The organism is Naumannella cuiyingiana (assembly GCF_013408305.1).
In the GTDB taxonomy this organism is placed as follows: domain Bacteria; phylum Actinomycetota; class Actinomycetes; order Propionibacteriales; family Propionibacteriaceae; genus Naumannella; species Naumannella cuiyingiana.
Window position 1 is genome coordinate 2,478,993 of the sequence record NZ_JACBZS010000001.1, and the last position, 16,374, is coordinate 2,495,366.

A 16,374-nucleotide genomic window follows, 5' to 3' on the forward strand; every position below is an offset into this window, starting at 1 on the left:
CATGAAGGTTGCGGTGATCACCGCCGGCACCGGTTCGCCGTCGTCGACCAAGCTGCTCGGCGATCGTCTCGGCGAGGCGCTGCTGGAGCAGACCGATGCGGAGTTGATCAAGATCGACCTGCGCGAGTACGCCCGCGATCTCGCGGGTCACCTCGTCACCCACGTGCCGACACCGGAACTCGACCAGGCGATGGCCGACGTGGCCGGGGCCGACGCGGTGATCGCGGTCAGCCCGATCTTCAACGGTTCGTATCACGGTCTGTTCAAGATGTTCTTCGACGCGCTGGAGCTCGGCACGCTGAAGGACACCCCGACGCTGTTGGCTGCCACGGGCGGATCGGCGCGGCACTCGTTGGCCATCCAGAACTCGATGCTGCCGCTGTTCTACTACCTCGGCGCCCGGGTCACGCCGACGGCGGTGTTCGCCGCCTCGGCCGACTGGGGCGATGCGAGCTCCGAGCTGCCGGGCCGGATCCGGCGCGCGGCCGGCGAGCTGGCCCAGCTCGTCGATCACGAGCCGATCCGGGAGCGTCGCGACGAGTTCGCCGACGTGACGCCGTTCGAGGAGCTGCTGCGGCGGGCCTGACCCTCCCGCGGCAGGCTCAGTCGAACCAGTCGCCGAGGCTCGGCGGGAACGGCCCGTAGCCGTTGGAGACCGCCGAGCGACGGCGTACCCCGGGCAGCGCGGTGATCATCCGCAACAGCCGACCCGGCACCAGCGGCCGCCCGCGCTCGCGGGCGGCCGCTGCGCGTCGCTCGATCGTCGCCTGGGCCGCCTGCACCCGCTCGATCGCCGCCTCGCGATCGGCCTGCACCGCGGCCAGCGGACCCTCGTCCACGGGGCCCGTCGCACGCAGCGGCGGCACCAGCCGGTTCGCGGCGGCGACCGCGTCCTGCAGCGCCATCAGGATGCCGTTGCCGCCGACCGGCGAGATCACGTGCGCGGCATCGCCGATCAGCAGCAACCCCGGTCGGTGCCAGCGGTCGAGCCGCTTCAGCTCGACCGACAGCAGCGTGACCTGGTCGAATCCGGTGAGCAGGCCGATCCGGTCGCCCAACCACGGCAGGTGCTCGCCGAGGAAGCCGCGGATCGGTGCGACCCCGGCCGCGCGTGCCGCGGCGTACCCGCCCTTCGGCACGGTGATGCCGAGCTGCCAGTCCTCGACCCCGCCGAGCAGGCCCACATAGGCACGCTTGCCGAAGTACAGATCGACATCGGCCTCCGGCGGGTCGTCGGGACGCCGCGGCAGCCGGAACCACAACAGGTCCGTGCTCGCGCCGAGCTCGGTCACCGGCAGCCCGGACAGCGTTCGCAGTTTCGAGAACCGGCCATCGGCGCCGATCACCAGCCGGGCGCGCAACTCCCGGGGCTGCCCCTTCTCCCGCCAGCGCACCCCGCGTACCGTCTCGTCCTCGTCGATGATCAACTCCCGCACCCGGGCGCCGGTGATCAACTCGAAGCCGGGCAGGCTCGCGGCCTCGCCCGCCAGGAAGTCGAGGAACCGCACCTGCGGCATCAACGCGACGTAGGGAAAGGGGGAGTCCAGGGACCCGTAGTCGGTGGTGATCACCGTGCCGGCCGGCGTGTGCATCCGGAACCGTTCGGCCCGGAAGTGCGGCAGCGCGAGCAGCCGGTCCGCGAGCCCGAGCCGGCCCATCAGCTCCAGCGTCCACGGGTGCAGGGAATCGCCCCGGAAGTCGCGATCGAAATCGCCGTGACCCTCCAGCAGGGTGACCCGCAGCCCCGCCCGCGCGAGCAGGTACGCCGCCAACATGCCGCCCGGACCGCCGCCGACGATCACCGCATCGATCATGTCAGGAGTCGATCATGATCATGGCCGGTACGCCGCGACGCGCGCCCGCAGCTCGTCGGAAAGATCGTCGCCGGCCGCCGCGACCTCGCGCAGCAGTGGCCGGTCGGTGGTCATCGCCCGGAAGGCCGTGGCGATGGTGACGCCGTGGGCGGGCCGGTGGCACACCGTGATCGGGTCGCCGGCGCCGACGCTGCCGGGCGTGACGACCGCGAAATAGCTGCCCGGAGGGGCGTCGGCGGTGAAGGTCTTCAGCCAGCCCGGCTCGCCCATGAAGCCCCGGAAGGTCGCGCAGGGGATGCGCGGCACGGTGACCCGCAGCTCCAGCTCCCCGCCGACCCGCCAGATCTCACCGAGCACCGCGGCGTTCACGTCGATCTCGCGCGTGGTCAGATTCTCCCCGAACGAGCCGTTGGGCAGGTCGCGGCCGAGCCGGTCGGCCCAGTTGTCGAGGTCCTCCCGCGCGTAGGCATACACCGCCTGATCATCGCCGCCGTGATGGGCGCGGTCCCCGATGTGATCACCGACCAGGCCCGAGCCGAGCCCCCCGCGCCTCGGTCCGGGCGCCCGCACCTCGACCCGGTCCGCGGCCGGCCGCTTGCCGATGCCCGTCGTGTCCGACCGCTGGTACGGATTCGGCTCGGGCCGGCCGATGTTGACGGTGAGGATCTGCACCCGGCGATTCAACCACGCGGTCAGCGGCAGGTCAGGCCGCCGCCGGGGACGCGATCGCGGACCAGGTAGTCGACGACGGCGGCGTTCACGCACTCGTTGCGCCCGTAGGCGGTGTGGCCGGTGCCGTCCAGGGTGATCAAGGTGGCGCCGGGCTGTGCACCGGCGTACCCCTCCGACCAGGCGTACGGCGTCGCGGGATCGCCGGTCACGCCGACCACCAGGAAATCCGGCACCTCCGGATGGAACTGGCTGACCGGGATCCCGGCCTGCACGGGCCAGGTCGGACAGGTCACGCTGGGCCCGAAGTACTTGCCGAAGGTCGGCGCCTGCTTCGCCGCCTCCTCATAGTCCGCGCGGGCCTGATCCACGCCGGCATCGGAGGCATCGACGCAGTTGATCGCGTAGAAGGCGTTCTGGGAGGGCGCGTAGGCGCCGTTGGGCCCGCGGCCGTTGTAGGAATCCGCCGCGGCGAGCAGCGCTCGGCCGTCGCCGCCGCGCGCGCCGGCGATCGCCAGGGCGAGCTGCGGCCAGCCGCGGGCGTCCTGGTAGAGCGAGGCGAGGATGCCGGTGGTGGCGAGCGACTGGGTCAGTCGGCGGTCGCCGACCGCGATCGGGCGGGCGTCGAGCCGGTCCAGCAGGTCGGTGACGGCACCGAGCACCTCCTCGCGGCTCTCCCCGAGCCCGCAGTCGCCCCGGCCTGCGCACCAGTCGGCGAACGCGCCGATCGAGGCGTCGAATCCCTGCACCTGGGTGGCCCCGCCGCCGATGCCGCGCTGGCCGGTGTCATCGGCCTGGAGCGGCGCGACCGAGTCGAGCACCAGCCGGCCGACCTTGTCGGCGAACAGCTCGACATAGGCCTGCCCGATGATCGTGCCGTAGGAGTAGCCGAGGTAGTTCAGCTTCTCGTCGCCGACCAGCTCGCGCAGCAGGTCGAGGTCCTTGGCGGTGTCGGCGGTGGTGACGGCCTCCAGCAGCGGGCCGCTGTTGCGTGCGCACGCCTTGCCGAAGCCGCGCCAGGCCTGCACCAGCTCATCGAACTCCGCGGGACTGTCGGGGGAGGAGTCCACCTCGTGCAGCTCGTCGAGCTCGGCCGCGCTCGCACAACGCACGGGCGTCGAGCCTCCCGTCCCGCGCGGATCCCAGCCGACGATGTCGTAGCGTTCGAGCCCCGTCGCGCGGAACCACTCGACCAGTCGCGTCCCGGACTCGCCCGGCCCGCCGGGGTTGATGAACAGCGTGCCCAGCTTCGGTGTCCGGGTCGCGGGCCGCTGCCGCAGCGCCAGCGTGATCGCCTCGGCATCCGGCACGTCCCAGTCCAGGGGCGCGGTCACCTCGGCGCACCGGAACTGCCCGCAGGCGCGCCAGTCGATCCGTTGCGACCGGTACGCCGCGAAGTCGGCCAGCGGCTTGCGGAATCCGGGCGGACGAACATCAGGCAGCGGATCGTGCCCGCGATCGGGGGAACGCTCCAGCGCGGTCGGGCCCGGCGCGGGCGGTGCCGGTACGCCCGGATCGGCGTCCGGCTGCTGCGGCACGGCGGGCGGTGCGAACGCGCCACGCAGCGCCAGCGGCAGGCTCGCCGCGGTGACCACGCCGGCCCCGCCGATCATGATCATCGCGACCGCGAGACAGGCGGCCAGCGCTGCCTTGGGAACTGGGCGCACGCCGACATGCTAGCCCCGGGCGGTGCGCAGCCGGGGTCTCGGCGGGCTCGACCCGCCTATGTCTCGGCGGGCTCGACCGGCGTATGCGCATCCTCGTGCCGAAAGTGACCACTGGTCGGGGTTTGGGCGGGCTCGGGGGTGAAGTAGCGGCCAGAACTCGGGCGAGTGGTCGGTTTGGGCGAGCGGCGACGTCTCGACGGGCTCGACCGGCGCATGTCTCGGCAGGCTGATCGGCGAGGTCTCGACCGGGCTGGTCAGGACTCCTGCGCGGGCGGGCACAGGCAGAACGGGTGCCCGTCGGGGTCGAGCATCACCCGGTACGCCTCACCGCCGGGCTGCTCCGCCGCGACGCTCGCGCCGAGCCCGGTGGCCCGCTCGGTCGCGGCCGCGACATCGTCGACCCGGAAGTCCAGGTGGAACTGCTGCGGGTGCTCCTGGCCCGGCCAGGCCGGAGCCGCGTACGACTCGACGCCCTGGAAGTTCAGCGTGTAGGGGCCGACGCTCGCCTGGGCGTACCCGTATTCGGGGTATTCCCCGCTCACCTCGCCGCCGGCCAGGTCGGCATAGAAGCGGGCGAGTCGGGAGGAGTCGGAGCAGTCGATGGTGAAGGCGATCAGGTCGGCGGATGCGCCGGATTCGGTGTTCATGTCCGACAGGCTGCCTAGAGTTCACCCATGGGGTCTTGGACGGACACGACACGCCCCGAACTTCCCGCGGGTGCCCGGCCGCTGTGGCGGGCCGTGATCCGGCCCGAGCGGCTGGACCGGACGATCGTGCGCGAGGTGTTGCCGGGCGCCGGACCGCTCGCCGGTTGGGTCGAGCAGGTCTGGTCGCTCGCCTGGTCCCAGCCGGTGCCCGCCTCGCTGTCCGCGCTGATCTCGCACCCGACGATCCACCTGACCGTCGAGGCCGGGCCGCCCAGCGAGCGTCGGCACGGCCATGCGCTGCCCGCGGAACTGCTGCACGGGGTGGTGCTGGAGCGGTTCGGCCTGGACCTGCCGGCCTTCGGCTGGGTGGTCGGGCTGCACCTGGTGCCCGGCGCGATCATGGACCTGACCGGCGTCCCGGCCTACCGCTGGACCGGCCGCGTCGTCCCCTGGGCCGCGGCGTGGCCGGGCTGGGATCTGACGCCGGTCTGGGACGCGGAGGGTCCAGCGGCGCGGGCGCAGGCCCTGCGCGCGGTGGCGGAGACCATGATCGGGGACCGGGTGCCCAGCCCCGATGGGCGCCGGGCCCGCACGGTCGAACGGCTCGCCCGCGATGACCGCGGCATCCGCACCGTCGAGGAGCTGGCCGCTCGGGTTGCCCTGTCGGTACGGGCGCTGCAACGCCTGTGTCGTGATCATCTCGGCGTCACGCCGCGTTGGCTGCTGCGCCGCGCCCGGGTGCTCGATGCCCACGAGCTGCTGTCCACGACCGAGCTGGAGATCGCCGAGATCGCCCACCGGTTGGGCTGGTACGACCAGGCGCACCTCACCCGCGACTACACCAAGATCACCGGCGTCCCACCCGCCGCGCAGCGCCGCATTCTGGAAACCGACCGCAGTTGAACCACCGACCAGGAGATGATCATGACCAGTCTGACCGGCCGCCCCAACACGGCCCTGCTGGTGATCGACATGCAGAACGGCGTGGTTGACGGCGCCCATCAGCGTGCCGGGGTGATCGACAACATCGCCGCGCTCGTCGATCGGGCCCGCGCGGCCGAGGTGCCGGTGGTGTGGGTACGCCACAGCGACGAGGAGATGACGCAGGGCAGCCCGGAGTGGCAGATCGTCGACGAGTTGACGCCGGCCGATGGCGAGCCGCTGGTCGGCAAGACCTACGGCGACTCGTTCGAACAGACCGACCTGGAGGACGTGCTGGCCGAGCGAGGTGTCGGGCGGGTCGTGGTGACCGGCGCGCAGACCGACATGTGCATCCGGTCGACGCTGCACGGCGCGCTGGTCCGCGGCTACGACGCGCTGCTCGTGGGCGACGCGCACACCACTGAGGACCTCCGCCCCTACGGCGTACCGATCGGCCCGGCCGACGCGATCGCCTACACCAACGCCTACTGGGACGAGTCGGCGGCCAAGGACCGGCGCGGCGGCACCGTCAGCACCGCCGAGGTGGACTTCGCGGCGAAGGGCTGAGCGTCACCACCAGGTGCCGCCGCCCGCATCGTCGGGCTCGTCGGCGCTCGCGTCGAAGCCGTGGATCCAAGCCAGGTGGCGATCGAAGGCGCCCGCTTGCGCCAGGCGCGCGTTTCGCCGGTCGGCGCGCGGGCCGGGCGGCAGGTGCAGCACGTCGGCGGCGGTGATCGAGGCGTACTGAACCTTGCGGGTACGCCCGCGCCGCAAACGCTCGTAGGCCGCGCGGGCGTGATCGAGATCGGTATGGGCGCCGAGTTGGTCGGCCAGCACGATGGCGTCCTCGATGGACTGGTTCGCGCCCTGACCGTGGTGCGGCACGAGCGCGTGGGCCGCGTCGCCGAGCAGGGTGATCCGGCCCCGGCTCCAGCGCGACAGCGGCGGCCGGTGGTAGAGCGCCCAGCGCTCGGTGACGCCGACGGCGCCGATCAGCTGCCGCACCGCCGGATGCCAGTCGGCGAAGTCCGCGAGATGTGACCCGTCGTCGATCCCGGCGACCCACGTCTCGTGCGGCCAGGGGATGCCTTCGCGGCGTACCAACAAGAAGTTGTGCGCTCCGCCGCCGATCGGGTAGTGCAGCAGGTGCCCGCCGGCGCCCATCCAGAACTGGATCGCGCCCGGGTCCGGCAGTTGCGACAACAGCTCGGGGCCGACGATCCCGCGGGTGCCGGTGCAACCAGAGAAGAGCGTGTCGTCGTAGCCGAGCAGTAGCCGGCGCACGGTCGACCGCGCGCCGTCGGCGCCGATCACCAGGTCGGCGTTCGCCGTCGAACCGTCGGCGAACTCGAGCACCGCCTCCGTCGAGGTCTCCCGGATTCCGGTCAGGCGACGACCGAGATGGAGCCCGTCGGTGCCGAACGCGCCGGACAGGGCGGCCTGCAGGTCGGCGCGGTGAATGCCCACGTACGGCGCGCCGAACCGGCGGCGGTAGTCCGCCCGGTCGCCGAGGCGGGCGATCACCCGGCCGTCGAGCCCGTCGCGGAAGATCAGCGTCTCGACCTCGGCCCAGCTCCGGGCAAGTTGATCACCCAGCTCGAGACGGCCCTCGTAGAAGCGGGTCGCATTCGCCGACAGCGCCACCGCCGCCCCGATCTCGCGCAGTTGGGTCGTCTGTTCGTGGATGGTCACGTCGAACCCGCGCCGCCGCAGGTCGATTCCGAGGGTCAGGCCGCCGATGCCGGCACCGATGATCGCGATCTGGGGACTGCGGGTCATGCTGCGGACTCCTTCGTCCTCGTTTGCGGGTGTACGCGGTTTGCGGGTGTACGCCGACGCTAGGGCGGCGCGACGGGCATCGCTTCGGCCTCGTGTGGGAACCTTGAGGCCGCCAGTTCCGACACTGTGTCGGAGTGATCGGGCGGACGGTTGGAGGGGCCACGGTGGCCGAGGTGGGCGCGAGCCTGGACGATCTGCTGCAGGATCTGTCCGAGGAGGTGGGGCGCCGGCTGGTGCTGCTGGACGACGACCTGTGCGTGGTGGGCTACTCCATCCACGAGTCCGACGAGGACCGCGAACGGCTCGGCCAGGTGCTCGCGCACAGCGACTCGTGGGCCAGGCCGTCGGTGGCGGCCGGCGGGTGGCGCGTCCGCAACATTCCCCAGCTCGGCCGGGTGCTGTTCGCGCCGGTCGATGATCAACAACGACGGGTCGGCCATCTGATCACCGTCCTTCGGCCGGCCGAGTCCCCGGAGGGCGCCGACCTGGCGCCGCTGCTCGCGGGGGCGGCGCGGCTGGGCCCGCCGCTCGGTCTGCGGGCATTGCGCGGCGACGAGCGGCGCGGGGCGGCAGCGCGGTTGCTCGATGAGCTGTTCGCGGCGGATGAGGGGCGGCGGTCCGGGGCGGCCGCCGCGCTGATCGACCAGGGGCTGCTCGGTGGATCCGGACACTATTGCGCGGTCGCGCTCGGTGCGCCGCCCGGAGGTGAGGGGGCCGGGACACGGACGACCCTGGCGGTGCGGCTGACCGTGGACTTCGTCGCGCGCACCTCGACCGCGTCGGTGGCCGGTGGCGTGCTCGGGGACGGTGTCGGGGTGCTGGTCTTTCCTCGGCCGGTCGTCGCCGAGCGCTTGGGCCGGATCCTCGGCAGGCCCGAGCTTGCCGGCGTCCGCGCCGGGATCGGCCCGGTGGTCGGCACGTTGGGGGAGGTGCCGCGATCGTTCGCCCGGGCCCGGGCCGCCTGGCGTGCGGCGTACCTCGCTGCCGACCGGCATCCGGTGGTGCTGAACTGGGTCGACGCCGGGCTGGACGGCGTGCTGGCGATGCTGCCGCTCGAGGACATCGGCGCCGATGATCTTGGACCGCCGATCCGACGGCTGCTGGCCGAGCCGCGGTCGGCCGCCATGATCGAGACGCTGGAGGCCTATCTCGCCGCGGGCGGGGATGCGCGCGCGACCGCGCGAGTGCTGTGCATCCATCGGTCGACGCTGTACTACCGGTTGGGCCGGATCCGCACCGTCGTGGGAGTGGAGCTGTCCGACGGTGGCGTACGCGGCGAGCTGCAGGGGGGTCTACGACTGGCCCGGCTCGCCGGGCTGATCGGTGGCGCGCGCTGATCGCGTCATCGGTGGCGGGAATCCTGCGCATCCTGTCCCGAACGGTGGTGGCGCACTCACCAGGGGCACCGCTTCGATATTGATCATGAAGCGGGCACTTGTCGTGATCGATGTCCAGGAGTCCTTCCGTCAGTTGCCGCGGTGGCGCGCGGTGTCCACGGCGGACATCGTCGAGCGGACGGTTCGGCTGGTGGAGGCGCGCCGGGCGCAGGGCGATCTGGTCGTCTGGGTGCTGCACGCCGAGCCGGGCAGCGGCACGCCGTTCGATCCGCCGTCGGGCCATGTCCGGCTGATCGAGCCGCTGACGCCGCTGCCCGGCGAGCCGGTGATCACCAAGACCTCGCGGAATGCCTTCACCACGACCAATCTGCAGCAGATCCTGACCCAGCACGGCGTGGGTACGCTGATGATCAGCGGCATCCAGACCGAGCAGTGCTGCGAGACGACCGCGCGGCTGGCGGCCGACCTCGGCTATGACGTCGAGTTCGTCACCGAGGCCACCGCCACCTTCCCGATCCCGCACCGCGATCGTGGGCCGGCCGCGACCGACGCCGACTGGGACGCGATCCTTGCCGATCCGCGCACGCTCGGCACCGATGCCGTGATCGAGCGGACCGAGTACGCCCTCGCGGGCCGGTTCGCGCGGATCGTGTCGCTGGACGAGCTGACCGCCACCGGCTGACGGGCGGCGGGTGCTCGCGGCGATCGGCGGCCCATGTTGACGTGATCAAGATTGACGGGCCGGGCGAACAGTCGCACGCTGCGATCATGATCAGCTCAACAGCACCCGAGCCCATCGTGACCCCGCCCGGCCTCGCCGGCGTGGTCGTCGCGGACACCGCGATCGGCGATGTCCGCGGTGAGGAGGGGTTCTTCCACTACCGGCAGTACGACGCGACCGAGCTCGCCCGCGAGCACACCTTCGAAGACGTCTGGCATCTTGTCCTGCGCGGTGCGCTGCCCGCGGCCGAGCAGCGGGAGAGCTGGCGGCGCGAGGTCGCGGAATCGCTGCAGGTCCCGGCCGAGCTCGCCGAACGACTGGTCACGGTGATGGGCGCGAGCGCGAGCGACGATCCGCTGCTCACCCTGCGTACCGCGCTGTCGGCGTACGGGGCGTTGACCGCGGATCGACCGCTGTGGGACAGCGACGAGCAGACCAAGCAGGTACGCGCGGTGCGGTCCGCCGCGGTCGTGCCGTGGTTGGTGACCGCCGCCCACAGCCTGGCGGGCGGGCGCGAACCGCGCGCTCCGCGGCCGGAGCTCGGCTACGTCGGCAGCTATCTGGCGATGCTCACCGGTCGCGAACCGAGCGCGCGTGAGGTCGAGGCACTGAGCCGCTATCTGGTGCTGACCATCGACCACGGCTTCAACAACTCGACCTTCACCGCCCGCACGGTCGCCTCCACCGGGACCGACCTGACCTCGTGCCTGGTCGCCGGTGTCGGCGCGCTGGCCGGGCCGCTGCACGGCGGCGCGCCGAGCCGGGCGCTGGACGCGCTCGACGAGATCGCCTTGGCCGACCGCGCCGAGGCCTGGGCACGCGGCCAGCTCGCCGAGGGGCACCGGGTGATGGGATTCGGGCACGCCGTCTATCGGAGGTTGGATCCGCGCTCGGAGCTGCTGAAGGAGACCGCGATCGGGCTCGGCGGACCGACGGCGGAGCTCGCCGTCGCGGCGGAGGCCGAGGTGATCAAGGTGCTGGACGAGGCCAAGCCCGGCCGCCCGCTGCGCGCCAACGTCGAGTACTACGCCGGCGTCGTCATGGAGGCGTGCGGGGTGCCGCGCGAGATGTTCACGCCGACCTTCGCCTGCAGCCGGGTTGTCGGCTGGACCGCGCACGTGCTGGAGCAGAGCCGCGACCGCAAGATCATCCGGCCGAGTTCGCGCTATGTCGGGCCGCCGGTCCCGGTCTCCGGCTGACCGGTGTAGGTGGCGCGCGGGCGGAAGCGCAACGGCTTGCCCTGCTCCTCGATGCCGTGCGCGACGAAGCCGGCCAGGCGGGCGAGGGTGAAGATCACCGAGCCGGCGTCGCGGGGCAGGCCGGCGCCGATGCTGAGCGCGGCGAGCCCGAGGTCGACGTTCGGCGCGATCCGGTGCCGGCGGGCGACGCGCGCGGCGAGCTGGTCCACCGCGGCGACGACGTCTGGGGCGAAGCGGTCGACCGCGGCGAGAAGGACCTCGAGCCGCGGGTCGGGCCCGGTGTAGACGGTGTGTCCGAAGCCCGCCGGGACGGTGTCGACGTCGACCGGGTCGAGCAGCTCGCGGCTGAGCAGGTCGTACGCCGGCGCGGACGCGGCGCCGTGCCGATGCCCGGCCATCGCCGAGGCGCCGGTGAGCATGATCAGATAGGGGTCCGCGCCGGTGCTCGCCGCCGCGCGGGCGGCGAGCGTCGAGGTTGCCAGCTCATGATCGGCGAGTACGCCGAGCGCGATGTCGACCGCCCGTAACTGCGCCGGGGTCGGCGGGCGAGCGACGAGACCGGCCCACGTGCCCGCCGCCACCGCGCCGGGCGGGATGGGTTCGGCCAGGGTCGGGTCGGCCAGGGTCGGTTCAGTGAGGGTCGGGTCGGTGGGGGTCGGTTCGGCCAAGGTCGGGTCGACGGGGGTCGGTTCGACCAGGATCGGGTCGCCTTGCCCCTCGCCGACCGCGCGCCCGGTGGTGCCGCGCAGGGTCGCGATCGCGGTGGCGATCGCCCGGCGCCCGGCCTGCCGGAAGTGCTCGGCGCTCAGGTCGTCGCGCTCGGGATCGGTGGCCGCGGCGTACAGGATGCCGAGACGAATGCGATCGCAGCGCGAGTAGCCGGCCACGGCGTCGACCGGGGCGCCGGGGCAGGCCGGCCAGGGCACCCTCGGCGCAGGCTCGTCCCAGATCAGTTCGGCGACGCGCTCGAACGTCCCGCGTTCGGCGAGCTCGCCGGCGTCGCGGCCGCGGAACAACAGGCGGCCACCGGGATCGAGGCTGGTGACGGCGGTATCGACGGTCACCTCGAAGACCCCGCGCCGTGGCCGATGACGGCGCTCAGTCAGCCGGCTCACCTCGTCTCGGCGGAACCGCGATCCGTCCTGGCGCGAGCGTCCGTCCTCGACCCGATGCAGCAGGCCCCGGCTGACGTAGGCGTAGACCGTTGACACCCGCACGCCGAGCAGATCGGCCGCCTGCTGCGTGCTGATCAACTCGTCGCTCACGCGGTCAACGTAGTGAAGCGCTCCGCGCCGGCCAACGTCGCACCCTGCGCTCCGGCCCCGGCCGCCGCCGGTGAGCGCCCGCCGGCACGCGTCAGTGCCCCTGCCTCCGCCCGGTGCCGAGGGTCGGATCCTCGCCGGGCTCACGGATCCTCGCCGGGCTCACGGACCTCACCGGGCTCACGGACCTCACCGGGGGCTCAGGGGTCGTCGTCGGGCGGGCCGGGCCCTCCGGCCGCCTTCCCGGAGCCGGCGCGTCGGTGGAGGAGCCTCGGGTGCCGAAGTGGGCGGCGGGCGGCATCGACCCGGCTGGGCGGCAGCACCTCGGGCAGGCCGTCGGCGGCGATGCGTACCTCCCACTGGCTGCCGGCTGCGGCGCCGGGCCGGGGCTCGATCAGCCCGTGGTGGTGCCGACACAGGAGCACCAGGTTGGTCAGCCTGGTGGCCCCGCCGGCCTGCCACGGGATGATGTGGTGGGCCTCGCAGCGCTCCGGTGGGCGATCGCAGCCGGGCAGCACGCAGCCTCGGTCGCGGACGGTGAGGGTGGCGCGGATGGGCGCGGTGACGAGGCGGTGTTCGCGACCGACGTCGAGGGGCTGCCCGGCCCCGCCGAGCACCACCGGCAGCAGCCCGGCATCGCAGGCCAGCCGGCGCATCGAGGCAAGCGAGACTCGGGCGCCCGTGCGCAGCGACTCGCCGCTCGCGCGTCCCGGCGCCGAACCGGCGAGCGCGCGAAGCTGTTCGTGCCCGATGGTGACGACGATCCGCGGGCGCTCGCCGCCGTGCGTCGGCGCGGTCCGGCACGCCTGGGCGTGGCTGATCAGCTCGACCAGGCCGTCCGCGCGGCGTTGCTCGGGCGAGCTGAGCTCGGCCTCGCTCGGATCGCGGCCGGCAACGGAGCGGTCGCGGGTGGCGTGGGCATCGATGACGGCGACGAATGCCTCACCGTCGAGCTGGGGCAGTCGACCGCGGAAGCTGATGGTGCCGTGCCCGTCGGCCGTGAAGGTGAGCGACCGAGCCTGATGGGCGCGCCGCTCGGCGCGCTCCAGCGCCACGCGATCGTGCTCATCGGCGATCTCGGGGGCGATGATCTCGACGAGGTGGTTGCCGAGGCGGCGCAACATGGCGGGATCGAAATGCTGCGCCGTCGCGTGGTCGATCATGGTCGCCTCGCCGGCGGCGAGCTCACCGGCGGACAGGTCGCCCGGCAGGCGATCGAGCGCATCGACGATCGCGCCGGCCTGATCGGTGCTGATCCCGGCGCGCGCGTGCGCGTCGGCGACGGCGCCGAATCGGCCGAGCCGGTGCGCGTCCTTGATCAACGCCGCGGCGCGGCCCGGGGTGACTCGCCCGGTCTGGGCCAGCCAGGTCCGGGTCGAGGACCCCTGCGCGGTCATCGCATCGTCGGCATCGTCGACCGCGCGGATGCCGGCCGCGATGATCGCATCCATCCGGTCACGCAATCGGAGCCAGCTCGCCAACTCGGCCAACCGCGCACGCGGATCGGGCGCAGCGGTCAGGGTGCCCTCGCGCACGCCGCGCAGCGCGGCGTCGATCAGCCGCTGCGCCTGGCCGGCAGTTCCCCCGAACTCCTCCATACCCGAGAGCGTAGGGTCGCCCACTGACACAGACGGCGCCCCGAGCTCGTCGGGACTGCCTTTTCCACAAGCGATCCCGAATACATGCGTCTGTGGAAAAGAGATTGGGCCAGGTCAGGACCACACCCCGGAGCTGCCGCGCCGGTGACTGGTCACCAGGTGGGTGTCGACGATCCCCACGGCCTCCATCAGGGCGAACATCGTCGTCGGACCGACGAACCGGAACCCCTTCTTGCGCAGAGCCTTCGCCAAGGCCACCGACTCCGGGGAGCTGCTCGGCACTTCGTCTGCGGTCCGCGGCTCCGGCGTACGCTCCGGCCGGAATCCCCAGACGAAGTCGGCGAGCCCGCCCTCGGCTCGCAGCTCCAGCGTCGCCCGGGCGTTGCCGATCGTCGCGTCGATCTTGGCGCGGTTGCGGATGATCCCCGCGTCGGCGAGCAACCGCTCGCGATCGGCGTCGCCATAGCGAGCCACCAGCTCCGGGTCGAAGTGATCGAATGCCTCGCGGAAGTTGTCGCGCTTGCGCAGGATCGTCGCCCAGGACAGGCCCGACTGGAACGCCTCGAGGCTGAGCCGCTCGAACAGCCCGCGCTCATCGCGTACCGGCATGCCCCACTCGGTGTCGTAGTAGGTGCGCAGCAGCGGATCCGCATCCGCCCACACCGGACGCTGCAGCCCGTCGTCACTGGTGACAGTCATGGCACGACGCTATAGCGTTCCGGGCATGACAAGATCACGAAAGACAGGGTTGTCCACAGCGATCGTGTCAGCGGTGCTGGGGGCTACAGCGCTGATCGCATCCGTCTCGACCGCGCCGAGTGCCCATGCGGGCGCGACGGCCATGAACACCGAGGAACGCGAGGTGCTTCGCCTCGTCAACGTCGAACGGGCCAAGGTCGGCTGCCCGGCCGTCCGCGAGCACACGACGCTGGCCACCGTGGCCCGCGCCCACAGCGTCGACATGGCGCGCTATGACTACTTCAGCCACACCGGCCGGGACGGGCGCAGCCCGTTCGACCGGATGCGGGATGCCGGCTACACCGGCAGCGTGATGGCCGAGAACATCGCGGCCGGTCAGCAGACCCCGGCCGCGGTGATGAAGTCGTGGATGAACAGTTCCGGCCACCGGGCCAACATCCTGAACTGCCGTTACCGCGATCTGGGGGTCGGCGTCGCTCGCGGCGGGAGCTACGGGATCTACTGGACGCAGAACTTCGGCGGCTGAGACGGGCCGCCCCGCGCACCTCGACCTAGGTACGCGGGGCGGGTGCCGCTTCTGGCGTCGGGCTCAGGACAGCGCGGTCAGCACGCGGTCCAGCGCCTGGACGGCGCGGGTGATGTCCTCGGCGCTGACGGTCAGCGCGGGACGGAACCGGATCGACGACGCGCCGCAGCCGAGCATGAAGATCTTCTCGTCGGTCCGCAGCTTGTCGATCACGCGGTCGCGCAGCTCGCCATCGGGCAGCGTGATCGCGCACATCAGGCCCGCGCCGCGCGGATCGCTGACGACACCCTCGTGCTTGGCCGCCAGCTCGCGCAACTGCGCCAGCAGCTCCTCCCCGCGCTCCTCGGCGTTGTTGATCAACTTGTCGGCCTCGATCACCTCGAGGATCCGGCGCGAGCGGACCATGTCGGTCAGATTGCCGCCCCAGGTCGAGTTGATCCGCGACGGCACCTCGAAGACGTTGTCCTCGACCTCGTCCACGCGGCCGCCGGCCATGATCCCGCAGACCTGCAGCTTCTTGCCGAAGGAGACCACGTCGGGCTGCACGCCGAGCTTCTGGTACGCCCAGGCGGCGCCGGTCAGGCCGCATCCGGTCTGCACCTCGTCGAAGATCAACAACGCGTCGAACTCGACACACAGCTCCTTCATCGCGGCCAGGAACTCCGGGCGCAGGTGGCGATCGCCGCCCTCGCCCTGGATCGGCTCGCAGATGAACGCGGCGATGTCGTCGCCGTCGGCCTCGAATGCCGCGCGGGCCTGCGCGAGTGCCGTGCGCTCGGCCTCGGCAACATCGTGGGCCTCGGAGACATAGGGCGCGTCGATCCGCGGCCAGTCGAACTTCGGGAACCGGGCGACCTTGTTCGGGTCGGTATTGGTCAGGCTCATCGTGTAGCCGGTACGCCCGTGGAACGCACCCGTCAGGTGCATGATCTTGGTGCCCAGCTCGGGGCTCTTGCCCTTGGCCTCGTTGCGGCGGCTCTTCCAGTCGAAGGCGACCTTGAGCGCGTTCTCGACGGCCAGGCCGCCACCCTCGACGAAGAACAGGTGCGGTAGCTGCGGATCGCCGAGCACCCGGGCGAAGGTCTCGACGAACTCGGCCATCGGCACCGAGTAGATGTCGGAGTTCGACGGCTTGTTGATCGCGGCCTCGGTCAGCTCGGCGCGGAACGCGTCGTCCTTCGCGAGCGCCGGGTGGTTCATCCCGAGCGCGGAGGAGGCGAAGAAGGTGAACATGTCCAGGTAGCGCGTGCCGTCGCGCTGGTCGACCAGCTCCGAACCCGCGGAGTTCTCCAGGTCCAGGACGAAGTCGAACCCGTCGGTCAGCATGTTGCGGCCGAGCACCTCGCGCACGGCCTCGGGGGCAAGGTGTTGAGAGGTCGTCACAGTCATGTCCTCCAGCATACGAATATTGCGGTGATCTGGCGAGCTGTCGAGACAATCTCGCGTTACGACCGTGTTACGCCGCCATAGTTGGCGCAGAAGGTCGAGATTCTGGCGTGGTTTCGAGTGTACGCCGGGGCCCGGCTCGGGCGGCG

General features: G+C 72.1%; 16 protein-coding genes. 7 read left to right on the forward strand and 9 right to left on the reverse strand.

Annotation, left to right across the window (positions count from 1 at the left end; translation table 11 throughout):
• The first annotated feature begins 1 nt into the window (after position 1).
• On the forward strand, positions 2-586 hold the full coding sequence (locus GGQ54_RS11555; protein ID WP_179445523.1) for a CE1759 family FMN reductase: 585 nt from the start codon (positions 2-4) through the stop codon (positions 584-586).
• Between the two features lie 16 nt (positions 587-602).
• Here GGQ54_RS11555 and GGQ54_RS11560 read toward each other — a convergent pair whose 3' ends face one another.
• The 4 genes from GGQ54_RS11560 to GGQ54_RS11575 all read right to left on the reverse strand — a co-directional run bounded on the left by GGQ54_RS11560 (position 603) and on the right by GGQ54_RS11575 (position 4,797).
• A complete protein-coding gene (locus tag GGQ54_RS11560; protein ID WP_179445524.1) occupies positions 603-1,814 on the reverse strand; it encodes an FAD-dependent oxidoreductase in 1,212 nt (403 codons plus the stop codon).
• Positions 1,815-1,832: 18 nt separating this feature from the next.
• The gene (locus tag GGQ54_RS11565; RefSeq protein ID WP_179445525.1) at positions 1,833-2,486 is read right to left on the reverse strand and encodes an MOSC domain-containing protein; all 654 of its coding nucleotides are present in this window, start codon (positions 2,484-2,486) and stop codon (positions 1,833-1,835) included.
• Between the two features lie 20 nt (positions 2,487-2,506).
• Positions 2,507-4,150: an alpha/beta fold hydrolase gene (locus GGQ54_RS11570; protein ID WP_179445526.1), complete on the reverse strand. Its 1,644-nt coding sequence runs from the start codon at positions 4,148-4,150 to the stop codon at positions 2,507-2,509.
• Positions 4,151-4,404: 254 nt separating this feature from the next.
• The gene (locus tag GGQ54_RS11575; RefSeq protein WP_179445527.1) at positions 4,405-4,797 is read right to left on the reverse strand and encodes a VOC family protein; all 393 of its coding nucleotides are present in this window, start codon (positions 4,795-4,797) and stop codon (positions 4,405-4,407) included.
• A gap of 27 nt (positions 4,798-4,824) precedes the next feature.
• On the opposite strand from GGQ54_RS11575, the gene GGQ54_RS11580 reads away from it, so the two are divergent.
• Together GGQ54_RS11580 and GGQ54_RS11585 are read left to right on the forward strand one after the other, a co-directional pair.
• On the forward strand, positions 4,825-5,700 hold the full coding sequence (locus GGQ54_RS11580; protein WP_218843833.1) for a helix-turn-helix domain-containing protein: 876 nt from the start codon (positions 4,825-4,827) through the stop codon (positions 5,698-5,700).
• A gap of 21 nt (positions 5,701-5,721) precedes the next feature.
• The gene (locus tag GGQ54_RS11585) at positions 5,722-6,285 is read left to right on the forward strand and encodes a cysteine hydrolase family protein (protein ID WP_179445528.1); all 564 of its coding nucleotides are present in this window, start codon (positions 5,722-5,724) and stop codon (positions 6,283-6,285) included.
• Positions 6,286-6,288: 3 nt separating this feature from the next.
• On the opposite strand, the gene GGQ54_RS11590 is transcribed toward GGQ54_RS11585, so the two are convergent.
• Positions 6,289-7,497, reverse strand: coding sequence for an FAD-dependent monooxygenase (locus tag GGQ54_RS11590; RefSeq protein WP_179445529.1), 1,209 nt, complete (start codon positions 7,495-7,497; stop codon positions 6,289-6,291).
• A 164-nt stretch (positions 7,498-7,661) separates the two neighbouring features.
• Here GGQ54_RS11590 and GGQ54_RS17645 point away from each other — a divergent pair, with 164 nt between their 5' ends.
• From GGQ54_RS17645 to GGQ54_RS11605, 3 genes are all read left to right on the forward strand, one after another.
• Entirely contained in the window at positions 7,662-8,834 is a 1,173-nt protein-coding gene (locus GGQ54_RS17645) for a helix-turn-helix domain-containing protein (RefSeq protein WP_218843834.1), read from the forward strand.
• A gap of 85 nt (positions 8,835-8,919) precedes the next feature.
• The gene (locus GGQ54_RS11600; RefSeq protein ID WP_179445530.1) at positions 8,920-9,516 is read left to right on the forward strand and encodes a cysteine hydrolase family protein; all 597 of its coding nucleotides are present in this window, start codon (positions 8,920-8,922) and stop codon (positions 9,514-9,516) included.
• Between the two features lie 86 nt (positions 9,517-9,602).
• The gene (locus GGQ54_RS11605) at positions 9,603-10,754 is read left to right on the forward strand and encodes a citrate/2-methylcitrate synthase (protein ID WP_179445531.1); all 1,152 of its coding nucleotides are present in this window, start codon (positions 9,603-9,605) and stop codon (positions 10,752-10,754) included.
• Here the strand turns inward: GGQ54_RS11605 and GGQ54_RS11610 are convergent.
• The 3 genes from GGQ54_RS11610 to GGQ54_RS11620 form a co-directional block, all read right to left on the reverse strand.
• Complete coding sequence (locus GGQ54_RS11610; protein ID WP_179445532.1) at positions 10,721-12,019, reverse strand: citrate/2-methylcitrate synthase; 1,299 nt, start codon at positions 12,017-12,019, stop codon at positions 10,721-10,723. The genes GGQ54_RS11605 and GGQ54_RS11610 overlap by 34 nt on opposite strands.
• 197 nt (positions 12,020-12,216) lie before the next feature.
• A complete protein-coding gene (locus GGQ54_RS11615) occupies positions 12,217-13,614 on the reverse strand; it encodes an HNH endonuclease signature motif containing protein (protein ID WP_179445533.1) in 1,398 nt (465 codons plus the stop codon).
• Positions 13,615-13,728: 114 nt separating this feature from the next.
• The gene (locus GGQ54_RS11620) at positions 13,729-14,313 is read right to left on the reverse strand and encodes a DNA-3-methyladenine glycosylase I (RefSeq protein ID WP_179445534.1); all 585 of its coding nucleotides are present in this window, start codon (positions 14,311-14,313) and stop codon (positions 13,729-13,731) included.
• 73 nt (positions 14,314-14,386) lie between these two features.
• Here GGQ54_RS11620 and GGQ54_RS11625 point away from each other — a divergent pair, with 73 nt between their 5' ends.
• Positions 14,387-14,839 (forward strand): CAP domain-containing protein, encoded by a 453-nt coding sequence (locus tag GGQ54_RS11625; protein ID WP_218843837.1) that lies wholly within the window; start codon positions 14,387-14,389, stop codon positions 14,837-14,839.
• Between the two features lie 63 nt (positions 14,840-14,902).
• On the opposite strand, the gene lat is transcribed toward GGQ54_RS11625, so the two are convergent.
• Positions 14,903-16,228 carry an L-lysine 6-transaminase gene (lat, locus tag GGQ54_RS11630; protein ID WP_179445536.1) on the reverse strand — a complete coding sequence of 442 codons (1,326 nt, stop codon included), beginning with the start codon at positions 16,226-16,228 and terminating at the stop codon, positions 14,903-14,905.
• Positions 16,229-16,374 lie beyond the last annotated feature (146 nt).

Bases quoted from the DNA above. Each gene is read 5' to 3' on its own strand.
- GGQ54_RS11585 (WP_179445528.1), top strand. From the start codon at position 5,722: ATGACCAGTCTGACCGGCCGCCCCAACACGGCCCTGCTGGTGATCGAC.
- GGQ54_RS11620 (WP_179445534.1), bottom strand. From the start codon at position 14,313: ATGACTGTCACCAGTGACGACGGGCTGCAGCGTCCGGTGTGGGCGGAT.
- GGQ54_RS11590 (WP_179445529.1), bottom strand. From the start codon at position 7,497: ATGACCCGCAGTCCCCAGATCGCGATCATCGGTGCCGGCATCGGCGGC.
- lat (WP_179445536.1), bottom strand. From the start codon at position 16,228: ATGACTGTGACGACCTCTCAACACCTTGCCCCCGAGGCCGTGCGCGAG.
- GGQ54_RS11555 (WP_179445523.1), top strand. From the start codon at position 2: ATGAAGGTTGCGGTGATCACCGCCGGCACCGGTTCGCCGTCGTCGACC.
- GGQ54_RS11560 (WP_179445524.1), bottom strand. From the start codon at position 1,814: ATGATCGATGCGGTGATCGTCGGCGGCGGTCCGGGCGGCATGTTGGCG.
- GGQ54_RS11605 (WP_179445531.1), top strand. From the start codon at position 9,603: ATGATCAGCTCAACAGCACCCGAGCCCATCGTGACCCCGCCCGGCCTC.
- GGQ54_RS11600 (WP_179445530.1), top strand. From the start codon at position 8,920: ATGAAGCGGGCACTTGTCGTGATCGATGTCCAGGAGTCCTTCCGTCAG.
- GGQ54_RS11575 (WP_179445527.1), bottom strand. From the start codon at position 4,797: ATGAACACCGAATCCGGCGCATCCGCCGACCTGATCGCCTTCACCATC.
- GGQ54_RS11615 (WP_179445533.1), bottom strand. From the start codon at position 13,614: ATGGAGGAGTTCGGGGGAACTGCCGGCCAGGCGCAGCGGCTGATCGAC.
- GGQ54_RS11580 (WP_218843833.1), top strand. From the start codon at position 4,825: ATGGGGTCTTGGACGGACACGACACGCCCCGAACTTCCCGCGGGTGCC.